We start from the raw sequence: 18,582 nt of genomic DNA on the forward strand, positions 1-18,582 counted from the left end.
GAGCCGGGGGAACTCTCAGGTTGGTTTAGAAATGAAAAACGCCCCAAATTGAACGGGCGTCCAACTTCTGGGGCGCAGTTGATAGCTGAGGCTCTTTTCACGCCCCCCGCTCCGACTCAGAAAATGCGCGGATATTCCGTCCTCGACGTGTCGGGCGATCCGTCGGGATGGGTGAACCACGACGACCGGTTTCGCCCCTGCGGACAAGCGCCGCCATCCGTCGCTGCGGTCAGTACACCTGCCGCAGTAGCGATGTCACGGCTGTAGCAATTGCCCAAATTGTCCTTGAAACGGAATTCCTGGATGCTACGTTGTGCGGTATTGCCAGTGATCCTACCCTCGGTCAAGTTGAGCGTATCGGCTGTGTCGATGATGTTGTCGATGTCGCTGCGGTAGATCAGGAGGCGGCCCAGCTTCTTGCTGAACTGTCGCGAGAAGCCCTGGGTTACCGCGCTAGGTTTGACCATTTTGCCTGCGCCTTCGAAGGTGGTGCCTAAGCTCGCGACCAGAGGATAGTCGAAGTGAGTCTCCGTCGTCACGGCGATGCCGAGGGGGCCTTGCCGGGTCGTCGTCGTGCTGTCAACGGTCGACAGTTGGTCGACGTCTTTCTGGAAATGCAGCGGGCCTTTCTGGTCATGCACCGAATCGGTCTGTGTATTGCGGAACGTCACAGTCTGATTCACGTCAGTGATGATCCGACCCTGCGAGGTGTCGACGTATCCGGCCACACGAAAGCTGCGAGAGGCATGCGTGGTGGTCGAGTTGCCCGTGACGCCATCCGCATTGGTGACATGCTTGTCTACGGACGCCACGGCTGGCTGGCCCTGCAAGGTGTTGGCGACGACGGCACCCGTAACCACCTTGCGCGCATGGTCGAGGTGCACGAATAGATTGCCAATGACGGCGAAGTCGCGGTTGGCGCCGGTGACAACGATGGCCAGCGCATGCGGTCTGCCATCGTTGAGCACGGCGGCGAACGGCGTCAGGTCGACGCGGTAAGGTAGAAAATTGAGTGCCTGCACGCCTGGCGTCGGCTGCCACATGTACGGGTCGATACCGCCGGTGAATATCCACGGATACACCGGCGCGACTCCCACCTGCTGCCCATCGATGGAGACCTGCACTTCACGATACGGCCCCGCGGCACAGCCCTGCCCCTGGTCGCAGGAAAACCAGAACTCCCCCTGCCCCTGCCCCTGTGCATACACGTCAAGATAGGCGCGCTCTACGTTCGTGGGTAAGGTGAGTGTGCGTGACAGCACGCCGGTACCGCCCACGGCGCTGTCGGACAATGGGAACACCGCGTCGGGCGCGTCCACCTTCGGAGCCAAGATGTTGGCCGGATAGAAGACCAACCGGGCCGAGCCGCTGATGATGCCGGTATAGGTGTCATCGACGACGTTTTCCAGGATTGCCTGGCCGCTTTGTGGCTGGCTCAGCAAACTGGCGAAGTCGCTGACGTCGCGTTCGATGTGCCAACTAGGCGACACGGTGGGGGAGGGCTCCTGTGTCGTCCCGAAGTAGATATTCGCGCCCCCCAGCCATAACGACGCGGTACGGTCGAATTGGTGGCCTGCCGTCACCGCGAAGTCGGCCTCAAGCACGACCTTCGACCACGACGTGCCGCAACCAGCGGGCGGCGCATAGGTGAAGGGATGGTTGGAAAAATCACGAAAGGTAAAGCCGCTGAACAGCTCGACAGTGCAAGCTTTGCCTGGTGGCCTGGGCACAGTGGGATCGGCTGTTGCGACGTTCGCGGACCCCACGGTGAAACTCGGTGGCGTCGCAGCCAGGGCGGCATGCACCGAACACGTCGCGATGCAGCCGAACAACCCTACCCACAAGCGCTTACGGCCTGCATCGTTGATAAACGCCATACGCCCGCCCTCCCCGAATGTGCCCCTGTTAACTGAGCGTAACATAACAGCCGAGGCAGTGTCAGCTAGTGTACTGTTCTCGAATCAACATTTCACCGATCTTGGCTACACTTGCAGTGTCATCCAACGTTCGGAGAAGCGCCGATGAGCACTGCCAAAATCGTCCTTACCCCAGAAGAACATGCCGAGCTAAGCCGGCGCGTGCGATCAGCCACCATCAGCCAGCGCGATGGTCGTCGGGCACGAGTTATCCTGTTAGCGTCCCAAGGTTGTGCGCGAGCTGGAATCGGCAGGCTGGCGGGACTCTCACTTCCCGTTATCACCGGTTGGTGTCAACGCTTCCAGGCTGAACGACTGGACGGTTTAATCGACAAGCCGGGCCGGGGCCGTAAGCCTTGTTTGCCGGTTGAAGCCGTGCAGCGCGTCATTGAGCAAGTCACTAAACCGCACATTGGCGAACCTCGATGGAGCTGTCGCAGCATGGCCCGAGCGGCGGGGATTTCGGCAACCAGCGTACATAAGATCTGGGCGGCTAATGACTTGAAACCGCACTTGACCCGCACTTTCAAACGGTCCAATGACCCGAACTTCGAAGAGAAATTCTGGGACGTTATCGGCCTCTATCTCAACCCGCCAGAGAAGGCCCTGGTGCTCTGCTGCGATGAAAAGAGCCAGGTGCAAGCGCTTGAACGTACCCAGCCCGGATTGCCCCTGGGGATTGGCCGCATCCGCACACAATCGCACGACTACGTACGCCATGGCACCGTCACGTTGTTCGCCGCGCTAGATTATCTTCAGGGCCGTTTGATCAGTAGTATTGAGTGCCAGCACCGGCATCAGGCGTGGTTGGATTTCCTTAAGAAGATCAACCGAGAAACACCCAAGCACCTTCAACTGCATTTGATTGTCGACAACTACGCCACCCACAAGCATCCAAAGGTGAAGGCGTGGCTGGAAAAGCACAAACGCTTGCACATGCATTTCACGCCGACTTCCAGTTCATGGATGAACATGATCGAGCGCTTTTTTCGGGACATCACAGTGTATTTGCGCGATGGTAGTTTCGGGTCGATACGCGAACTGGAAACTTCAATTGCGACGTTTCCAGCACTTCGAAATGCTCAACCGACGCGGTATGTCTGGAACGCCAAGGGCGAAGATATTTTGAACAAAATTCAGCGCGCCGTGAGGCGATGGCGTCACAGGCTCATGGGTAATTTATTTCGAGAACGGCACACTAGCGCCCGCGGCGCGGGCCGTACCAGAAACCGAGCGCGTCGCGCGAGTGCAGCAGCCCGCGGCCGCGGCGCAGCAGTTGCAGCAGCAGGCCCAGGTGCTCGCGCTTGCTGAAGCTGCGCAGCTTGCGGTCGGAGGTGTGCACCGGCTCGCGCAGGATCACGAAGCGGCCACGCCGGGCCAGCGCGCGGCTCAGCACCACGTCCTCGCCGGCGTAGTAGCGTTCGTCGAAGCCGGCGGCGGCGGTGAACGCGCTGCGCGTGCAGAACAGGAAACAGCCTGGGGCGATGCCGGTGCGGCGGAACAGCCAGCCGAACAGTGCCTGCACCGCGCGTTCGTGCCAGGCGACGTCGCCGAGCAGTCGCACCTGCGCGCCGCCGCCGACCGCGCCGGTGTGCAGTGCGCGCAGCGCCGCCGCCAGCAGTGGCGTGTTGACGCGGGTATCGGCATCGACGAACAGCAGGTAGCGGCCGTTGCTGGCGGCGGCGCCGGCGTTGCGCGTGGCGGCGATGTGCCGCAGCCGCACCTCCAGCACCCGCGCGCCATGGCGGCGCGCGATCTGCGCGGTGTCGTCGCTGCAGGCATCGGCGACGACCAGGGTCTCGCAGTCCAGCCGCAATGCCTGCGCGGCGACATGCAGCGACGCCAGGGTGTCGCCGATCAGGGCGGCTTCGTCGTGGGCGGGGACGATGAACGAGATCACGCCCCGCATCATGCGACGCCGGCGTGGCGCGGGCAAATCGGCCCGCGCCGCGTGCCGGCCGGCGCAGGCGCGCTGCCCATACGGGCCTGACGCAGGCCGGCGTGGGTCAGCGCCGCAGCGTGGCCATCATCGCCGCCGGATAGCGGGTGCCGGCGGCGGCGTCGGCCGGGAAGATCGCGTCGATCTGCGCGCGTTCCTCGGCGCTCAGTGTCACCTGCAGCGCGCCCAGGTTCTCCTCCAGGTAGGCCAGGCGCTTGGTGCCCGGGATCGGCACCAGGTCCTCGCCCTGCGCCAGCACCCAGGCCAGCGCCAGCTGGCCGGGGGTCGCGCCCTTGGCCTGGGCCAGCGCGCGCACCTGTTCCACCAGTTGCAGGTTGCGCGCGAAGTTCTCGCCCTGGAAGCGTGGCGAGTGGCGGCGGTAGTCCTCGGCCTCGAAGTCCGCCGGCGAGCGGATCGCGCCGGTCAGGAAGCCGCGGCCCAGCGGCGAGTACGGCACGAAGCCGATGCCCAGCTCGCGCACCGTGGCGAATACGCCGTCGCTCTCCGGCTCGCGCGACCACAGCGAGTATTCGCTCTGCACCACTGTGATCGGGTGCACCGCGTGCGCGCGGCGGATGGTCTCGGCGGCGGCCTCGGACAGGCCGAGGAAGCGCACCTTGCCTTGTTCCACCAACCGCGCCATCGCGCCGACGGTGTCCTCGATCGGCACGTTCGGGTCCACTCGGTGCTGGTAGTACAGGTCGATATGGTCCACGCCCAGGCGCTGCAGGCTGGCCTCGCAGGCGGCCTGCACGTATTCGGGGCGGCCGTCGATGCCGCGCGCGGCCGGGTCGCTCGGGTCCAGCTTGATGCCGAACTTGGTCGCCAGCACGGCCTGGTCGCGGCGCCCGGCCAGCGCCTTGCCGACCAGCACTTCGTTGGTATGTGGGCCATACATGTCGGCGGTGTCGATCAGGGTGACGCCGCGGTCCAGCGCGGCATGGATCACCGCGATCGCGGCGGCGTCGTCGCGGCGGCCGCCATAGAACGCGCTCATGCCCATGCAGCCGAGGCCGAGGGCGCAGACGCGGGGGCCGTTGCGGCCCAGGGTGCGGGTTTGCATCGGAAAGCTCCTGTGTGCGAAGTGGGAAAACAGATGCGGGGGAGAAACGCGGTGCGTCCTGTGTCCTCGCATGCCGAGACAGGCCGCAATCGCAGTGCGGTGACGGGTTGTCGCGATCGCGCGGGATCCTTGTCCGATCCCGAGACCGAATCGCGCAGGGATTCGCAACACGCGACGACCATGCCACGACCGGCGTTTGCGCCGGGTCGGCGCCGCGTTCCGCCACCTGCCGGCGCCCTGCTCAGGGCCAGGGCGAGCGCGGCCGCAGGCGGGTGCCGCCGGACACCAGTTGCCGCGGCATCGGCAGGCGCATGAACGCGTGCGGGAACGGCGGCGCCACCGCGCTGGCCGCGTCCAGCCGCTGCAGCTGTGGTGCACCCAGGCACAATGCCAGCGCGCCGAGGTTGTCGTCCAGCTGCGCCAGCGTGCGTGCGCCGACGATCGGGATCGCGCCGTCGCCCGGCCGCTGCAGCAGCCAGGCCAGCGCCACCTGGGCCGGCGAACGGCCGATCTCCACGGCGACCTGCTCGACCGCCTCGGCAATGTCCAGTGCGCGCTCGGTCAGCATCTGGTGCGCATGCGCGGTATCGCCGCGCCCGCTGCCGGGCTGGCCGAGCGCGGCGCGGCGCTGCACCGCGGCCAGGTCCTGGCGGCTGTACTTGCCGGTGAGGATGCCCATGGCCAGCGGTGACCAGGCCAGCACGCCCAAGCCCAGCGCCTCGGCCACCGGCACCAGCTCGGCTTCGACCGTGCGCTGCGCCAGACTGTATTCGATCTGCAGCGCCACCAGCGGCGACCAGCCGCGCAGGTCGGCCAGGGTCTGCATCCGCGCCACCTGCCAGGCCGGGGTGTCGGAGATGCCGGCGTAGACGATCTTGCCGGCGCTGGCCAGGTCGTCGAAGCCGCGCATCACTTCCTGCACCGGCGTGGTCTCATCCCAGATGTGCAGGTACAGCAGGTCCAGGTAGTCGGTGCGCAACCGCTTTAGGCTGGCTTCGACCGACTGCAGCAGGTTCTTGCGGTGGTTGCCGCCGCCGTTGGGATCGCCGGGGAAGGGATTGAGCGTGTACTTGCTGGCGATCACCAGGCGCTCGCGGCGGCCCGCGGTGAATGTGCCGAGCAGGCGTTCGGCGTTGCCGTCGGCATAGGTGTTGGCGGTGTCGACGAAATTGCCGCCGAGTTCGATGTAGCGCGCGAACAGGCGCCCGGCCTCGGCAGCGTCGGCGCCCCAGCCCCGGTCGTGGCCGAAGGTCATCGTGCCCAGCGCGACCGGACTGACGCGCAGGCCGGAACGTCCGAGCAGGCGGTAGTGATCCAGCGACATGGGACGACTCCAGAACCAGGGGAGCGCTCACTCTAGGGCTGGTCGCGGGGCCGATAAATCCGCAGAATCGGAATCCCGTATGAAGCAGCACTTCACAATGGCTGGCCATTCCCTGTCCGCGGTGATCGCCTTCGCGCGGGTCGCGCATCATGCCAGCTTCACCCGCGCCGCCAGCGAGCTGTCGGTGTCGCCCTCGGCGCTGTCGCAGACAGTGCGTGCGCTGGAGGCCCGGCTCGGGGTGCGGCTGCTGCACCGGACCACGCGCCGGGTCGGCCTCACCGAGCAGGGCGCGCACTTCCTGCAGCAGGTCGCGCCCGGGCTGCGGCAGATCGACGCCGCGTTCCAGGACCTGGACCTGCGGCGCGACCGTCCCGCCGGCCACCTGCGCATCACTTTGCCGCGGGTGGCCGCCGACCTGCTGGTGCTGCCACAACTGCCGGCGTTCGTGGCGCGCTATCCGCAGGTGCAGGTGGAACTGTCGATCGATCCGGCGCTGACCGACCTGGTGGCCAGCGGCTGTGATGCCGGCATCCGCCTTGGCGAATGCCTGGCGCGCGACATGGTGGCGTTGCCGATCGGGCCGCCGCAGCGACAGGCGATCGTCGCCACCCCCGACTACTTTCGCCGCCATGCGCCGCCGCAACAGCCGCAGGATCTGGCCGCGCATCGCTGCATCCGCCACCGCGGCAGCAGCGGACGCGTCTGGGCCTGGGAGTTCACCCGCGACGGCCGCGACTTCCGCGTGGACGTGGAGGGCGCGCTGCTGGTCAACGACAGCGACGTGGCGCTGGGCATGGCGCGGGCCGGACTGGGCATGGCGCAACTGTTCGACGCGGCCGTGGCCGACGATGTGGCGGCGGGCCGGCTGGTGCGGGTGCTGGAAGATTGGCAACGGCCGTTCTCCGGCTTCCACATCTACTACCCGGCGCGCGAGCATCTGCCGCCGAAGCTGCGCGTGTTCGTCGACCATCTGCGCGTGGCCGACGCGTCGGTGGCGGCATAGGCCCGCCACCGGAACCTGCAGGAGCGGCCGCGATGCACGGCGCGTGCCGGCAGTCGCGCTGTAGCAATCCGGCCTCGCAACCGTGGCAGGCAATGGATTGGCACTCAGCGACCTCGGGCGCAGAGTTATTCCAGGAAAGGGGTTGCGCACTGTGCAGCGTCAACGGAATCACATTGAGGCGGATTATGCATAATAATGCGTAATAAACTGGTCTGGCTGGGCGCGCTCGCGCTGATCGTCATCGTGGGCGCCGTCTTGATGCAGCGCGCCGGGAAGAATGAAACGCCGGAGCGCGAGATCGCTGCCGCCGAAAAAATCGCCTCGTCTGGGACGTCACCTGCCGGTGGTGCCGATCCGGCTGCAACGGCGCAGTCCCCGGGTCCGCCGCCTCCGCTGAAAACCCAGCGCGTCAGACATCCATTCCCGGACGTCCCTCGGACAAGAGAGGGAATGAGCTTCGAAAACGATCCGTCAGGTGCGGAAAGCAAGGCGGAGCAGGCATGGCTGGACCGCCACGGTTACCCGAACGAGAAGCAATGGGAAGCCGATGCGCTGGCGCCGGAAGTGCTCTTGCGACAAGCGACCGAGGCCGGCAATAGGGCCGCCCAGGCGATGCTCGATGCGAGGTTGCTGCCCGCCGATGTCACCGCGCAACAGCGGGCGGTCTCAAGATTCAAGTGCAACACGTGATTTGAACGCTGCGATGTCCGCTTCCATTGCCTCGCTAGGCGTCTTCCAGCCAAGTGTCTGGCGAGGGCGAGTGTTCATCAGCAACGCGATGTGATTGAGGTATTCCTGGCTGACGGCGGATAGGTCCGCCCCCTTGGGCAGGAACTGGCGAAGTAGACCGTTGGTGTTCTCATTGCTTCCGCGCTGCCACGGTGCGTGCGGATCGGCAAACCACAGGTCGATGTTCAACCGTTCCATCAGCTCGGCATAGCGCGTCATTTCGGTGCCACGGTCATAGGTCAAGCTGGTTCGCATGGATGCGGGGAGCTTCTTCATCTGACGGGTGAAACCTTCCGGTGCGTCTGTGGCGGTGCAGCCGTCCATCCGGCACAGCACCACAAAACGCGTCTTGCGCTCCACCAGGGTGCCAATACAGGAACGATTGAACGCTCCCTTGATCAAGTCACCTTCCCAATGTCCTGGGACCAACCGCTGTTGCACCTCTTCGGGTCGGTGCACGATCCGCGGTTCCTCAGGCACCCAGCTGCGTTTGGCGGCGGTCGTGCGCCGTGATCCCCGGGACGGCCTGCGCTGGCGCAACGCCTCCACAAGCTCCTTTTTCAGGCCGCCGCGCGGGTGCGCGTAGATCGTGGCGTAGATGGTTTCGTGACTGACGCGCTGGGCAGGATCATCCGGGGACATGAGGAGCAGCTTGGCAGCAATCTGCTGGGGCGACCAGCGCCACAGCACCAGATGATCGCGCACCATCTGGAATAAATCCGTTCCCGGTGTCAGCCGTCGCCGCCGAACGCTGTGCTGACGTCCTGTCCGGTAACGCATGGCCGCCTCTCGAGCACGGTAGACCGTGGCTTGCTGCCTGGCCAGCTCCCTGCTCGATGTCGACGGGCTTCTATCCAGCAGCCTGGATATCGAGCGTAAGCTCTGACCACGTCGCGTTTCGATTTGGAGTACCGCGCGCTCTTCTGCGCTCAGGTGGAGATAGCTTCTTGACATGCATACACCCTACTGGCTGAGAGGGTGTCGCGCTTGGAAGTTGAGTCTAAGGCGTCTCGTCAAGGCCGGTGCCGAGGGTAACCTGTTCGCTCCGAGCCTGCTTGCGTCCTATCAGGGCGGAAGCAGCAAGGGCGATCCTGTGGCGGCGTATGCGCTTTCGCGCGTCGTTGAAATGCGCGGCGATGCCCGGGCTGGAATAGCCAGGGAGCTGATGATCGCCAAGCCGCTTTCGGTCCCGCAAAGAATGCTGGGCGAAGAAGAGGCATTGCGCCTGAATCAAGCGATCGATCAGATGTATATTTCCAGGCTCGGCGTCGCGCCGGTTCTGGACAAGCACCCCATCGGGGGCCGGTAGTTGGCGTTATCAAGGAGTGATGTGCGAGTTGGCCACGTGGCGCTGAGCGCGTTGTGGGCGCGCCGCGTGGGAGATGATTCTCGGGCAAGGCAGGTTGCGCGCATCGTGGCGGTTTTTTTGATGCGATCCGCGCAAGCGTTCGGCCATCAGATAATCGTAGGCGGCAATGCAGAGCGTGGCGTGATGGTGGAAACCACGCCAACCACGACCCTCGTCGTGGGTCCAAACCGAACTCCTGCTTCAGGTCCTGATCATCGCGTTCGATCCGCCAGCGCGCTTTGACCGTGTTCACCAGCGCCCTGCGCGACCGGTTCGCCGGCAGGTTGGACAGCAAGTATCGGGTCGGCTTGTCTCGCCTTTGGGCCATTCGATCAACCACCATTCTTCCTGGCGCAAGCGATCACCTTGTGCTGCACGCACCCGCGCGGCCGCAAAGCGCCCCGACGAAGATCGCCGTGCAGACCGACGCGCCTGACCAACATCCCACGTTTGCGGTGATCGAACCGGTACGCGGCTTGGACGATGCCTCGCTCAAGGACTGGATTGCGCGCCGCTTGGCGCCGGAGTGCGAGGTCGACCGCGATGGCCTGGCGTGTTTCGGTCGGCTCGAAGAGGCCGGGCATGCCCACACCACGCTGCAGGCCGGGGGGCCTGCGGCCACCGAAGCGCCCGGGGCGCGGTGGGTCGACGTGGTGCTGGCCAATCTCAAGCGCGATCCGCGGGGTCTATCACCCGATCCGGCAGGCCCAGTATGCCCGGCGCTACCTGGCCGAGGCCGCCGACCGCTTCAACCGACGGTTCCGGCTGCGCGAGTTGCTGCCGCCATTGGCCATCGCCGTGTTGCGCTGCAAGCCCTGCCCGGAACCACTTCTGCGTGCGGCGAGCAATTCCCATTACTGAAAGTCAGGGATAATCAGGAAACGACAAAAGCCCGGCCGGAACCAGGCTTTTGCGTATTTCCCAGGGGAATCCCGAAGGATTCCACGCCAGGCGCGGTGGATCAGCGCTTGGAGAACTGGGTCGCGCGGCGGGCCTTGTGCAGACCGACCTTCTTGCGCTCGACCTCGCGGGCGTCGCGGGTCATGAAGCCGGCCTTGCGCAGCTCCGACTTCAGGGTCTCGTCGTACTCCACCAGCGCGCGGGCGATGCCCAGGCGGATCGCTCCAGCCTGGCCGGTGGTGCCGCCGCCGGCGGCGGTGACGAAGATATCGAAGCTCTCGGTGTTCTTGGTCAGCTCCAGCGGCTGGCGCACGATCATGCGCGCGGTCTCACGGCCAAAGAACTCGTCCAACGGGCGGTCGTTGACGGTGATGTTGCCGGTACCCTTGCGCAGAAACACGCGGGCGGTGGAGGACTTGCGGCGGCCGGTGCCGTAGTTTTGCGTGATCGCCATGATTTAGATATCCAGAACTTGCGGCTGCTGGGCGGTATGCGGATGCTCAGAGCCCTTGTAGACCTTGAGCTTGCGGTACATGGCGCGACCCAGCGGACCCTTTGGCAGCATGCCCTTGACCGCGATCTCGATGACGCGCTCGGGGTGACGCTCCAGCGCCTGCGCCAGGGTCTCGGTCTTCAGGTTGCCGATGTAGCCGGTGAAACGATGGTACTTCTTGTCGTTGAGCTTGTTGCCGGTGACCGCGATCTGCTCGGCGTTGATCACCACCAGGTAATCGCCGGTGTCGACATGCGGGGTGTAGACCGGCTTGTGCTTGCCGCGCAGACGGCGGGCCAGTTCAGTGGAAAGCCGGCCCAGCGTTTTGCCGGCGGCGTCGACGAGATACCAGTCGCGCTGGACGGTCTCGGACTTAGCTGTGAAGGTGCTCATTGAAAGACTCGATTGGTCGGGCGGATTCAGGCCGCTCGCTGCCTGAACTTTGCCACGCGTTGTGAATTGCAAAAACGCAAGAGGGGAAATTCTACGCAGCTGCGGCGGCGCATGCAAGCCCACCCCTGCCGTGGACACCGGCACCGACCGGCGCGCTTGGCTTCGCCGCGGCCGGAGGGGAGAATCGAGCCCCCCGTCGCCCCAGCTCTCCCCCATGACCACTTCCCGCCTACACACCCCGCTCGACCGCGCCCTGGTCGAGGCCCAGCGCGCGCTGGAGACGGTCTTCGGCAACCCGCCGGCGCAGCGACCCTACCCGGCCGCCGCCGCCGACGTGGTGCTGGCGACGAACGAACGCCGGCATGCCGCCGGACTGATGCGCATCAACCATGTAGGAGAGGTCTGCGCGCAGGGTCTGTACTTCGGCCAGGCCGCGGTCGCCCGTGATCCGGCGACGCGCGCGCACCTGTTGCACGCGGCACAGGAAGAAACCGACCATCTGGCCTGGTGCGCGGCGCGGTTGCGCGAACTGGACAGCCGCCCGAGCCTGTTCAATCCGGTCTGGTACGCCGGCAGCTATGCGATCGGCACGCTGGCCGGACTGCGCGGCGATGGCTGGAACCTCGGTTTCGTGGTGGAGACCGAGCGCCAGGTCGAGGCGCACCTAGACGAGCACCTGCAGACGCTGCCGTCGGCCGACCTGCGCAGCCGAGACGTGCTGAAGGTGATGAAGGCCGACGAGGCGCGCCACGCCGAGCAGGCCGAACAGGCCGGGGCGCGGAAGCTGCCGCTGCCGCTGCCGACGCTGATGGCGGCCGCCTCACGGCTGATGAAGGCCGTGGCCTATCGGCTGTAGCTGCGCAGGCGTGCGGCGGCGGCAGGCGGCGCAAGGGCCTGCGTCGCGGCGCTATTGGCAATGCAGGCGCCGTCGGGGTAAAGTGAACGAAAGCTGACTTGATCCACGTCAGCTTTCCACCTGCATGCAGGACCGCCGGGCTCCCCGATCCGGCGCTGTTCGCACCCGATTTGCACCATCCCGCCACGGCATGCTCGTGCACGCCTTGCCTACAGACCAATGTCCACTCGTTCCCGCCATCTTCCGTCGTCGCTGGCCCGCTGGCTCTCGCGCCTGCTGTTCGCAACGCTGTTCGCGCTCAGCGGCGGCGCGCTGTTGTACCACCTGCTCGGTGACTATCGCCATGCCAGCGCTATCCTGCGCGACCATTCGGTGGCAACCGTGCCGGTGATCGCCGACCATGGCGCCTTCGACGGGCATTTCGGGCCGCTGCTGCGCTATCGCTTCCACTATGTATTCCAGAGCAAGGGCCAGTTGCACCGCGGCGCGTTCGAGGCCAGCGGCGCCGAGGCCCGGGCGCTGCTGCTGGATGGCGCCACCGTGGAGATCGCCTACGCCAATGCCGACCCGGGGCGCTTCGGCCGCCTCGACCAGTTGCAGTACGCCGGCAACCTTGGCGGGCTGCTCACCCGCCTGGCGATCGCGCTGTCGATCGCCGCGCTGCTGCCCGCGATCGCGCATCAAGCGTTGATCGGGCGCGTGCTCGGCGCGCGGCGTACCGCCGTGGCCTGAATTGCCCGGCCGCGCCGCCGTCGCTGCCGGACGCCGCCTGGCGACGGCGCAGGCGTCTTCCCGCGCCCTGGGCAGGCGTGGCAGCGCTCAGGACTGGACCAGTTTCAGGCCGATCGCGCCGGCCACGATCAGGCCGATGCAGGCCAACCGCGCCGGCGAGGCGCCGTCGCCGAACAGCGCGATGCCCAGCGCTGCGGTGCCCAGCGCGCCGATCCCGGTCCAAATCGCATACGCCGTTCCCAGCGGGATGTGCTCCAGCGCCTTGGTCAGCAGCCACAGACTCAGGCCGGCGCCGGCCACGGTGGCCACGGTCGGCCAGGGCCGGGTGAAGCCTTCGCTGTACTTGAGGGCGAGGGCGAAGGCGATTTCGAACACACCTGCGAGCAGCAGATAGAGCCATGACATTGTCTGTCTCCGTAGACAAATAAAAACAAAAACGGCCCGATGTCTACAATCGGGCCGCCGTCGCCAGGAAGCGCCGCGCGACGCGGCGGGCCAGCCGTCCCGACGCGCGTGACGTTTTTTATTCGGCCAGGTTACGGCCGTGGAACAGTTCCTCGATCTCGCGCTTGAGCAGCGCTTCGATGCGCATGCGTTCCTTGAAAGAGAGGTTCTTGGCCTTTTCCTCGAACAGGTACTGGTCCAGGTCGAAGTCCTTCAGGTGCATCTTGGTGTGGAAGATGTTCTCCTGATAGACGTTGACGTCGAACATCTCGTAGCGCGCCTTGATGTTCTTGGACAGGAAGTTCTGGATCGAGTTGATCTTGTGGTCGATGTAGTGCTTCTTGCCCTTCACGTCGCGGGTGAAGCCGCGGACGCGGTAATCCATGATCACGATGTCCGATTCCAGCCGCTCGATCAGGTAGTTGAGCGTTTTCAGCGGCGAAATCACCCCGCAGGTGGCCACGTCGATGTCGGCGCGGAAGGTCGCGATGCCGTGTTGCGGATGGGTTTCCGGGTAGGTGTGGACGGTGATGTGGCTCTTGTCCATGTGCGCGACCACCGCGTCGGAGATGATCTCCTTGCCGGCCGCCTTCTTGTCGATCACCGGCTCCTCGGAAATCAGGATGGTCACCGACGCGCCCTGCGGATCGTAGTCCTGGCGGGCGATATTGAGGATGTTGGCGCCGATGATCTCGGCCACGTCGGTGAGGATCTGGGTCAGGCGGTCGGCGTCGTACTGCTCATCGATGTACTCAATGTAGCGCTGGCGCTCCTCTTCGGAGATCGCGTAGCAGACGTCGTAGATGTTGAAGCTCAATGCCTTGGTGAGGTTGTTGAAACCTTGCAGCCTCAGGCGAGGCAACGGCTTGACCACGGCGCGGATCCTCTAAAAAGATGATGGGGGGGAGAAAGGGATGCAATTATGGGCCAAACACGCCCATAGCGGAACGTGCGATATGGCGCGCGTTTGCCGCAGACAACATGTCCCGTTAAGCTTCGACAATCACGCAGTAGCGAAACCGCCATGAGCCCCGGAAACACCTCCACCGCGTCACCTGTGCGCATCGCTCCAAGTCCTCTGACATTGGACACCACCACCATCGATCGCTTCCTGGCTCACAGTCACCGCCGCCGCTATCCGGCGCGGACCGACGTGTTCAGGCCCGGCGATCCTGCCGGAACCATGTATTACGTCGTCAGCGGCTCGGTCAGCATCATCGCCGAGGAAGACGACGACCGCGAACTGGTCCTGGGCTATTTCGGCAGCGGCGAGTTTGTCGGCGAGATGGGCCTGTTCATCGAGTCCGACCAGCGCGAGGTGATTCTGCGCACTCGCACTCCGTGCGAGTTGGCCGAGATCAGCTACGAGCGGTTGCATCAATTGTTCTTGGGCTTGCTGTCGGCCGATGCGCCGCGGGTGCTGTACGCGATCGGCGTGCAGTTGTCCAAGCGCCTGCTCGATACCTCGCGCAAGGCCAGCCGCCTGGCGTTCCTCGACGTCACCGACCGCATCGTGCGCACCTTGCACGATCTGGCCCAGGAGCCGGAGGCGATGAGCCATCCGCAGGGCATGCAACTGCGCGTGTCGCGGCAGGAACTGGCGCGCCTAGTCGGTTGCTCGCGCGAGATGGCCGGCCGCGTGCTGAAGAAGCTGCAGGTCGACGGCCTCCTGCACGCCCGCGGCAAGACCGTGGTGCTGTACGGCGCGCGTTGAGCGCACGACCGTGGCCGCTGCGCCGCGTTAGTGCGGTGTCTCACAAACAATATGAACCATGTAGCAACTTGGCAGTCGAAGTGTTTTCCGTGTAAGAGACGATAGCGATGGCTCGCACGGGACGCCCCGTCACGAAGCTGCAGATCACTGATGCCGAGTGCGCGGAACTGAAGGGCCGCCTGCGAATACGCAAGGCGCCGGAGGACGAGAAACTACGCATGCGGATCGTGTTGGGTTGCGCAGCAGGGGAGCCGGGAAACGTGATCGCTGAGCGCTTGCAGACCACGATCCAGACGGTATCCAAGTGGAGGCGACGCTACGAGGCCTACCGATTGGCCGGGCTGACGGATGCTCCGCGTACAGGACGTCCGCGCAGCGCAGACGATGAACAGGTCCAGCAGATTGTGGACAAGGTCCGCCAGAGCGCGCCAGCAAACGCCACGCATTGGAGCGTGCGCCAAATGAGCCGGCAGACCGGCGTTTCGCCAGCCACGGTGCAACGCATCTGGCATGCCTTCGGTCTCAAGCCGCACTTGCAAGAGACCTTCAAACTGTCCACGGATCCGCATTGCGTGGACAAGGGGCGTGATGTGGTGGGGGCTGTACCTGGCTCCGCCGGACCGTGCGCTGGTGTTGTGCGTCGATGGGAAGAGCCAGATCCCGGCGCTCAACCGCCCCCAGCCCGGCTTGCCGCTGAGCTTTGGCAAGCCAGCCACGCGCGCCCATGACTACCGGCGTCATGGGACGACCGCGCTGTTTGCAGCATTGGATGTAGCCACCGGCAAGGTCATCGGACAGCTCAAGCCCCGCCGCCGCAGCGTGGAATGTCTCCGGTTCCTGAAAACCATCGAGGCCACTGTGCCGGGCAAGCAGGAGATCCATTTGATCATGGACAACTACGGTATGCACAAGACGGAGAAGGTCCGTGCCTGGTTGGCGGCCCATCCCCGCTACCACGTCCGCTTCACTCCGACCTCGGCCTCATGGCTCAACCTGGTCGAACGCTTCTTCAGTCAGCTCAGTGAGCAGTGGATCAAGCGTGGCGCCCACACCAGCGTCAACGATTTGGAGCAGGCCATCAAAGACTGCATCGGCCGCCACAAAGAGAATCCGAAGCCTTTTGTCTGGCGCAAGAGCGCTGATTCCAGCATCGCCCGCGTCGCACGGGCGGCCGCTAAACTTAGTCAATATTTTTTGTGAGACGCCACACTAGCGACTGCCGGCCCGCTCTCAATGGGACGCGCGGTCGCGGTGCCAGCCGCGGTGCTTGATGTCCAGGTACAGGCTGTAGAAGGCGGTGAAGGCGGGAAACAGGTTCTGCAGCACGCCGACCGAGTCCTGCTTGGCCGAGAACATGAAGTAGCTCAGCGTCATCAGGCTGCCGACCACGCTCATGTACCAAAACACGCGCGGGATCACCGGCTTGCCGGCGCGCTTGGAGGCAACGAACTGCACCAGCCAGCGGCCACCGAACATCAGTGCGCCGACATAGCCGATCAGCTTCCAGCCGGTGACGTACAGGCCGGTCCAGTAGAGCATCTGGATCGGTTCGTTGAGCAGTTGCGCCACCATCTCAGCGCTCCTGCACGTCGGTGCGGCGGCTGCGCGCGATCAGCCAGGCCACGCCGCGCAGGTCGCGGATGCCGACCAGCGCACGGTTGAGGTTGTTGTACTTGGACACGCCCGCGGTGCGATGGCGATGGTGCACCGGGACGCTCAGGGTCTGCCAGCCGGCGCGCTGCATCAGCGCCGGCAGGTAGCGGTGCATGTGGTCGAAGTACGGCAGGTCCAGGAACGCGGCGCGCTCGAACAGCTTGATGCCGCAGCCGGTGTCGGGGGTGTCGTCGCGCAGCATGCGCATGCGGATCGCGTTGGCCCACTTGGAGGCCCAGCGTTTGCTGCCCGAGTCCTGCCGCGACACGCGCCAGCCGGCGAACAGCTTGACCCGCGCGGCGGCGGCCGCACGCGCGGCGAGCAGCCTGGGGATGTCGGCCGGGTCGTTCTGGCCGTCGCCGTCGAGGGTGGCGATCCAGGCGCCGCGCGCGGCCTTGACTCCGTTGCGCACCGCGGTGCTCTGCCCGCTCTGGGCGACGTGGTGCAGCACCCGCAGCTCCGGGGTGCCCGCCTTCAGCCCCTCCAGCACGGCCAGGGTGTCGTCGCGCGAATGGTCGTCGACATAGACGATCTCGAAGTCGATCACCCCGCGCAGCGCGGCGACGATCTCGGCCACCAGCGGCGGCACGTTGTCGCGCTCGTTGAACACCGGGACGACGACGGAAAGGGAGGGCTGGCTCATGGCTCGACTAGGCTCGACGGCAACGCAATGGGGAAGACGCGGGAACACCGGCAACGGCGCAAAAAGACCGCGCATTGTGCCCTGGGCCGGTGACCCGGGGCTGAAGCGTCAGGCCGCGGCACCGAAGTACGCGCGGCACCACTGCACCACCTGCGGCAATCCGGCCTCGATCGGCGTGCTCGGATCGAAACCGAACGCCGCGCGGGCGCGCGCAGTATCGGCCATCGTCTCGATCATGTCGCCTGGCTGCATCGGCTTGTATACCTTCTCGGCGGCGCGGCCGGCGGCGGCCTCGATCACGCCGATGAAGCGCTCCAGCTCGACCGGCGTGTGGTTGCCCAGGTTGAACACGCGGTGCGGCACGGCGTCCGTCGAGGGGTGGTCGAGCGCGCCGAGCAGGCCGGCGACGATGTCGGCGACGAAGGTGAAGTCGCGGCGCATGCGGCCGTGGTTGAATACCTCGATCGGGCGCCCGGCCAGCACCGCGCGGCTGAACAGCAGCGGCGCCATGTCCGGCCGGCCCCACGGGCCGTACACGGTGAAGAAGCGCAGGCCGGTGGCGCGCAGGCCATACAACTGCGCGTAGGTGTAGGCCATCAGCTCGTTGGCCGCCTTGGTCGCCGCGTACAGCGAGCGCGGCTGGTCGATGCGCTGGTCCTCGGAGAACGGCGCAGTCGCCGAATCGCCGTACACCGAGCTGCTGGACGCATAGGCCAGGTGCTGCACGCCGCGGTGCCGGCACAGTTCCAGCACGTTGACGAAGCCGGCCAGGTTGCTGTCGACGTAGGCGTAGGGGTTCTGCAGCGAATGGCGCACGCCGGCCTGCGCGGCCAGATGCACCACGCGCGCGGGCCGGACCTCGTCGAACAGCGCGGTCAGGCCGTCGCGGTCGGTGAGGTCGAGCCGGCGGATGTCCAGCTGCGGGCACAGCGCGGCGACGCGGTCGCGCTTGAGCTGCGGGTTGTAGTAGTCGTTGTAGTTGTCCAGCCCGACCACGGCTTCGCCGCGCGCGGCCAGCGCACGGCAGGTGTAGGCGCCGACGAAGCCGGCGGCGCCGGTAACGAGGATGGTCATGGCAGCGATCCTGGATCGTCCGAGGGAACAGAGTGGCGGAGAAGGCGCAATCTCCGAGACGGACCGACGGCGTGCTTCGCCGCCTCGGCACGGCGGGGTGCGATGCGCGGCCGCGGCCGCGGCCGCGGCAGGTCGGGGACGCGCGCGGTCCTCGGCAGCGCCGGCACCTCGGCGGGCGCGGTGGCGGCGATGAATGCGTGGAAGAGGCCCGATATCGGCCGCAGGCGCTGCGCGACCCGCGCGCCGATGCGTTCGGCGCCGGCCTCGCCGCATGCCGGCGCGACATCCTTGCTCCGCGTGCGCGGCGGGAGCGCGCCCCCGCCGGGGCGGCGGATGGCGTCGTGCGGGTTGCTCATGC

Annotated in this window: 19 protein-coding genes and 3 pseudogenes; 9 read left to right on the forward strand and 13 right to left on the reverse strand. The window is 65.8% G+C overall.

Annotation, left to right across the window (positions count from 1 at the left end; translation table 11 throughout):
* Window positions 1–116: 116 nt before the first annotated feature.
* Window positions 117–1,877 (reverse strand): peptide-N4-asparagine amidase, encoded by a 1,761-nt coding sequence (locus G4Q83_RS16240; protein WP_158255074.1) that lies wholly within the window; start codon window positions 1,875–1,877, stop codon window positions 117–119.
* 144 nt (window positions 1,878–2,021) lie between these two features.
* Between G4Q83_RS16240 and G4Q83_RS16245 the strand changes: the two are divergent.
* Window positions 2,022–3,094: pseudogene (locus G4Q83_RS16245) on the forward strand (IS630 family transposase).
* A 20-nt stretch (window positions 3,095–3,114) separates the two neighbouring features.
* On the opposite strand, the gene G4Q83_RS16250 reads toward G4Q83_RS16245, so the two are convergent.
* The 3 genes from G4Q83_RS16250 to G4Q83_RS16260 all read right to left on the reverse strand — a co-directional run bounded on the left by G4Q83_RS16250 (window position 3,115) and on the right by G4Q83_RS16260 (window position 6,242).
* Window positions 3,115–3,816, reverse strand: a complete 702-nt coding sequence (locus tag G4Q83_RS16250) for a glycosyltransferase (protein ID WP_170069205.1) — start codon at window positions 3,814–3,816, stop codon at window positions 3,115–3,117.
* A 106-nt stretch (window positions 3,817–3,922) separates the two neighbouring features.
* On the reverse strand, window positions 3,923–4,918 hold the full coding sequence (locus tag G4Q83_RS16255; protein WP_128421702.1) for an aldo/keto reductase: 996 nt from the start codon (window positions 4,916–4,918) through the stop codon (window positions 3,923–3,925).
* Window positions 4,919–5,159: 241 nt separating this feature from the next.
* Window positions 5,160–6,242 carry an aldo/keto reductase gene (locus tag G4Q83_RS16260; protein ID WP_128421701.1) on the reverse strand — a complete coding sequence of 361 codons (1,083 nt, stop codon included), beginning with the start codon at window positions 6,240–6,242 and terminating at the stop codon, window positions 5,160–5,162.
* A gap of 79 nt (window positions 6,243–6,321) precedes the next feature.
* Here G4Q83_RS16260 and G4Q83_RS16265 point away from each other — a divergent pair, with 79 nt between their 5' ends.
* The gene (locus G4Q83_RS16265) at window positions 6,322–7,245 is read left to right on the forward strand and encodes a LysR family transcriptional regulator (RefSeq protein WP_246432126.1); all 924 of its coding nucleotides are present in this window, start codon (window positions 6,322–6,324) and stop codon (window positions 7,243–7,245) included.
* A 195-nt stretch (window positions 7,246–7,440) separates the two neighbouring features.
* Window positions 7,441–7,935, forward strand: coding sequence for a hypothetical protein (locus G4Q83_RS23570; RefSeq protein ID WP_246432127.1), 495 nt, complete (start codon window positions 7,441–7,443; stop codon window positions 7,933–7,935).
* Here G4Q83_RS23570 and G4Q83_RS16275 read toward each other — a convergent pair.
* Window positions 7,912–8,928 carry an IS30 family transposase gene (locus G4Q83_RS16275; RefSeq protein WP_185817236.1) on the reverse strand — a complete coding sequence of 339 codons (1,017 nt, stop codon included), beginning with the start codon at window positions 8,926–8,928 and terminating at the stop codon, window positions 7,912–7,914. The genes G4Q83_RS23570 and G4Q83_RS16275 overlap by 24 nt on opposite strands.
* On the opposite strand from G4Q83_RS16275, the gene G4Q83_RS16280 reads away from it, so the two are divergent.
* Both G4Q83_RS16280 and G4Q83_RS16285 read left to right on the forward strand, forming a co-directional pair.
* Entirely contained in the window at window positions 8,927–9,283 is a 357-nt protein-coding gene (locus G4Q83_RS16280) for a hypothetical protein (RefSeq protein ID WP_246432128.1), read from the forward strand. The two genes, G4Q83_RS16275 and G4Q83_RS16280, sit on opposite strands and share 2 nt — an antisense overlap.
* A gap of 440 nt (window positions 9,284–9,723) precedes the next feature.
* Window positions 9,724–10,183 (forward strand): annotated as a pseudogene (locus G4Q83_RS16285) (transposase); the annotation flags it as partial.
* Between the two features lie 100 nt (window positions 10,184–10,283).
* Here G4Q83_RS16285 and rpsI read toward each other — a convergent pair.
* Window positions 10,284–10,676, reverse strand: coding sequence for a 30S ribosomal protein S9 (gene rpsI, locus G4Q83_RS16290; protein WP_128419653.1), 393 nt, complete (start codon window positions 10,674–10,676; stop codon window positions 10,284–10,286).
* A 3-nt stretch (window positions 10,677–10,679) separates the two neighbouring features.
* Entirely contained in the window at window positions 10,680–11,108 is a 429-nt protein-coding gene (gene rplM, locus G4Q83_RS16295; RefSeq protein WP_128419654.1) for a 50S ribosomal protein L13, read from the reverse strand.
* A gap of 214 nt (window positions 11,109–11,322) precedes the next feature.
* Between rplM and coq7 the strand changes: the two genes are divergently transcribed.
* Window positions 11,323–11,964, forward strand: coding sequence for a 2-polyprenyl-3-methyl-6-methoxy-1,4-benzoquinone monooxygenase (coq7, locus tag G4Q83_RS16300; RefSeq protein WP_128419655.1), 642 nt, complete (start codon window positions 11,323–11,325; stop codon window positions 11,962–11,964).
* Between the two features lie 219 nt (window positions 11,965–12,183).
* Complete coding sequence (locus G4Q83_RS16305; RefSeq protein ID WP_128419656.1) at window positions 12,184–12,696, forward strand: hypothetical protein; 513 nt, start codon at window positions 12,184–12,186, stop codon at window positions 12,694–12,696.
* A gap of 87 nt (window positions 12,697–12,783) precedes the next feature.
* Here the strand turns inward: G4Q83_RS16305 and G4Q83_RS16310 are convergent, their stop codons facing one another.
* The gene (locus G4Q83_RS16310; protein ID WP_128419657.1) at window positions 12,784–13,101 is read right to left on the reverse strand and encodes a DMT family transporter; all 318 of its coding nucleotides are present in this window, start codon (window positions 13,099–13,101) and stop codon (window positions 12,784–12,786) included.
* A 118-nt stretch (window positions 13,102–13,219) separates the two neighbouring features.
* A complete protein-coding gene (gene speD / locus G4Q83_RS16315; protein ID WP_128419658.1) occupies window positions 13,220–14,014 on the reverse strand; it encodes an adenosylmethionine decarboxylase in 795 nt (264 codons plus the stop codon).
* Window positions 14,015–14,164: 150 nt separating this feature from the next.
* Here speD and crp point away from each other — a divergent pair, with 150 nt between their 5' ends.
* Entirely contained in the window at window positions 14,165–14,854 is a 690-nt protein-coding gene (gene crp, locus G4Q83_RS16320) for a cAMP-activated global transcriptional regulator CRP (protein ID WP_128419659.1), read from the forward strand.
* Window positions 14,855–14,961: 107 nt separating this feature from the next.
* Window positions 14,962–16,054 (forward strand): annotated as a pseudogene (locus G4Q83_RS16325) (IS630 family transposase).
* A 30-nt stretch (window positions 16,055–16,084) separates the two neighbouring features.
* Here G4Q83_RS16325 and G4Q83_RS16330 read toward each other — a convergent pair.
* The 4 genes from G4Q83_RS16330 to G4Q83_RS16345 form a co-directional block, all read right to left on the reverse strand.
* Window positions 16,085–16,426 carry a lipid-A-disaccharide synthase N-terminal domain-containing protein gene (locus tag G4Q83_RS16330; protein WP_128419660.1) on the reverse strand — a complete coding sequence of 114 codons (342 nt, stop codon included), beginning with the start codon at window positions 16,424–16,426 and terminating at the stop codon, window positions 16,085–16,087.
* 1 nt (window position 16,427) lies between these two features.
* Window positions 16,428–17,150, reverse strand: a complete 723-nt coding sequence (locus tag G4Q83_RS16335; protein WP_128419661.1) for a glycosyltransferase — start codon at window positions 17,148–17,150, stop codon at window positions 16,428–16,430.
* A gap of 108 nt (window positions 17,151–17,258) precedes the next feature.
* Window positions 17,259–18,224 (reverse strand): NAD-dependent epimerase/dehydratase family protein, encoded by a 966-nt coding sequence (locus G4Q83_RS16340; protein ID WP_128419662.1) that lies wholly within the window; start codon window positions 18,222–18,224, stop codon window positions 17,259–17,261.
* Window positions 18,221–18,580: a hypothetical protein gene (locus G4Q83_RS16345; protein ID WP_128419663.1), complete on the reverse strand. Its 360-nt coding sequence runs from the start codon at window positions 18,578–18,580 to the stop codon at window positions 18,221–18,223. The genes G4Q83_RS16340 and G4Q83_RS16345 overlap by 4 nt, the downstream gene beginning before the upstream one ends.
* Between the last annotated feature and the right edge of the window lie 2 nt (window positions 18,581–18,582).

The organism is Xanthomonas theicola (genome assembly GCF_014236795.1).
GTDB lineage: Bacteria > Pseudomonadota > Gammaproteobacteria > Xanthomonadales > Xanthomonadaceae > Xanthomonas_A > Xanthomonas_A theicola.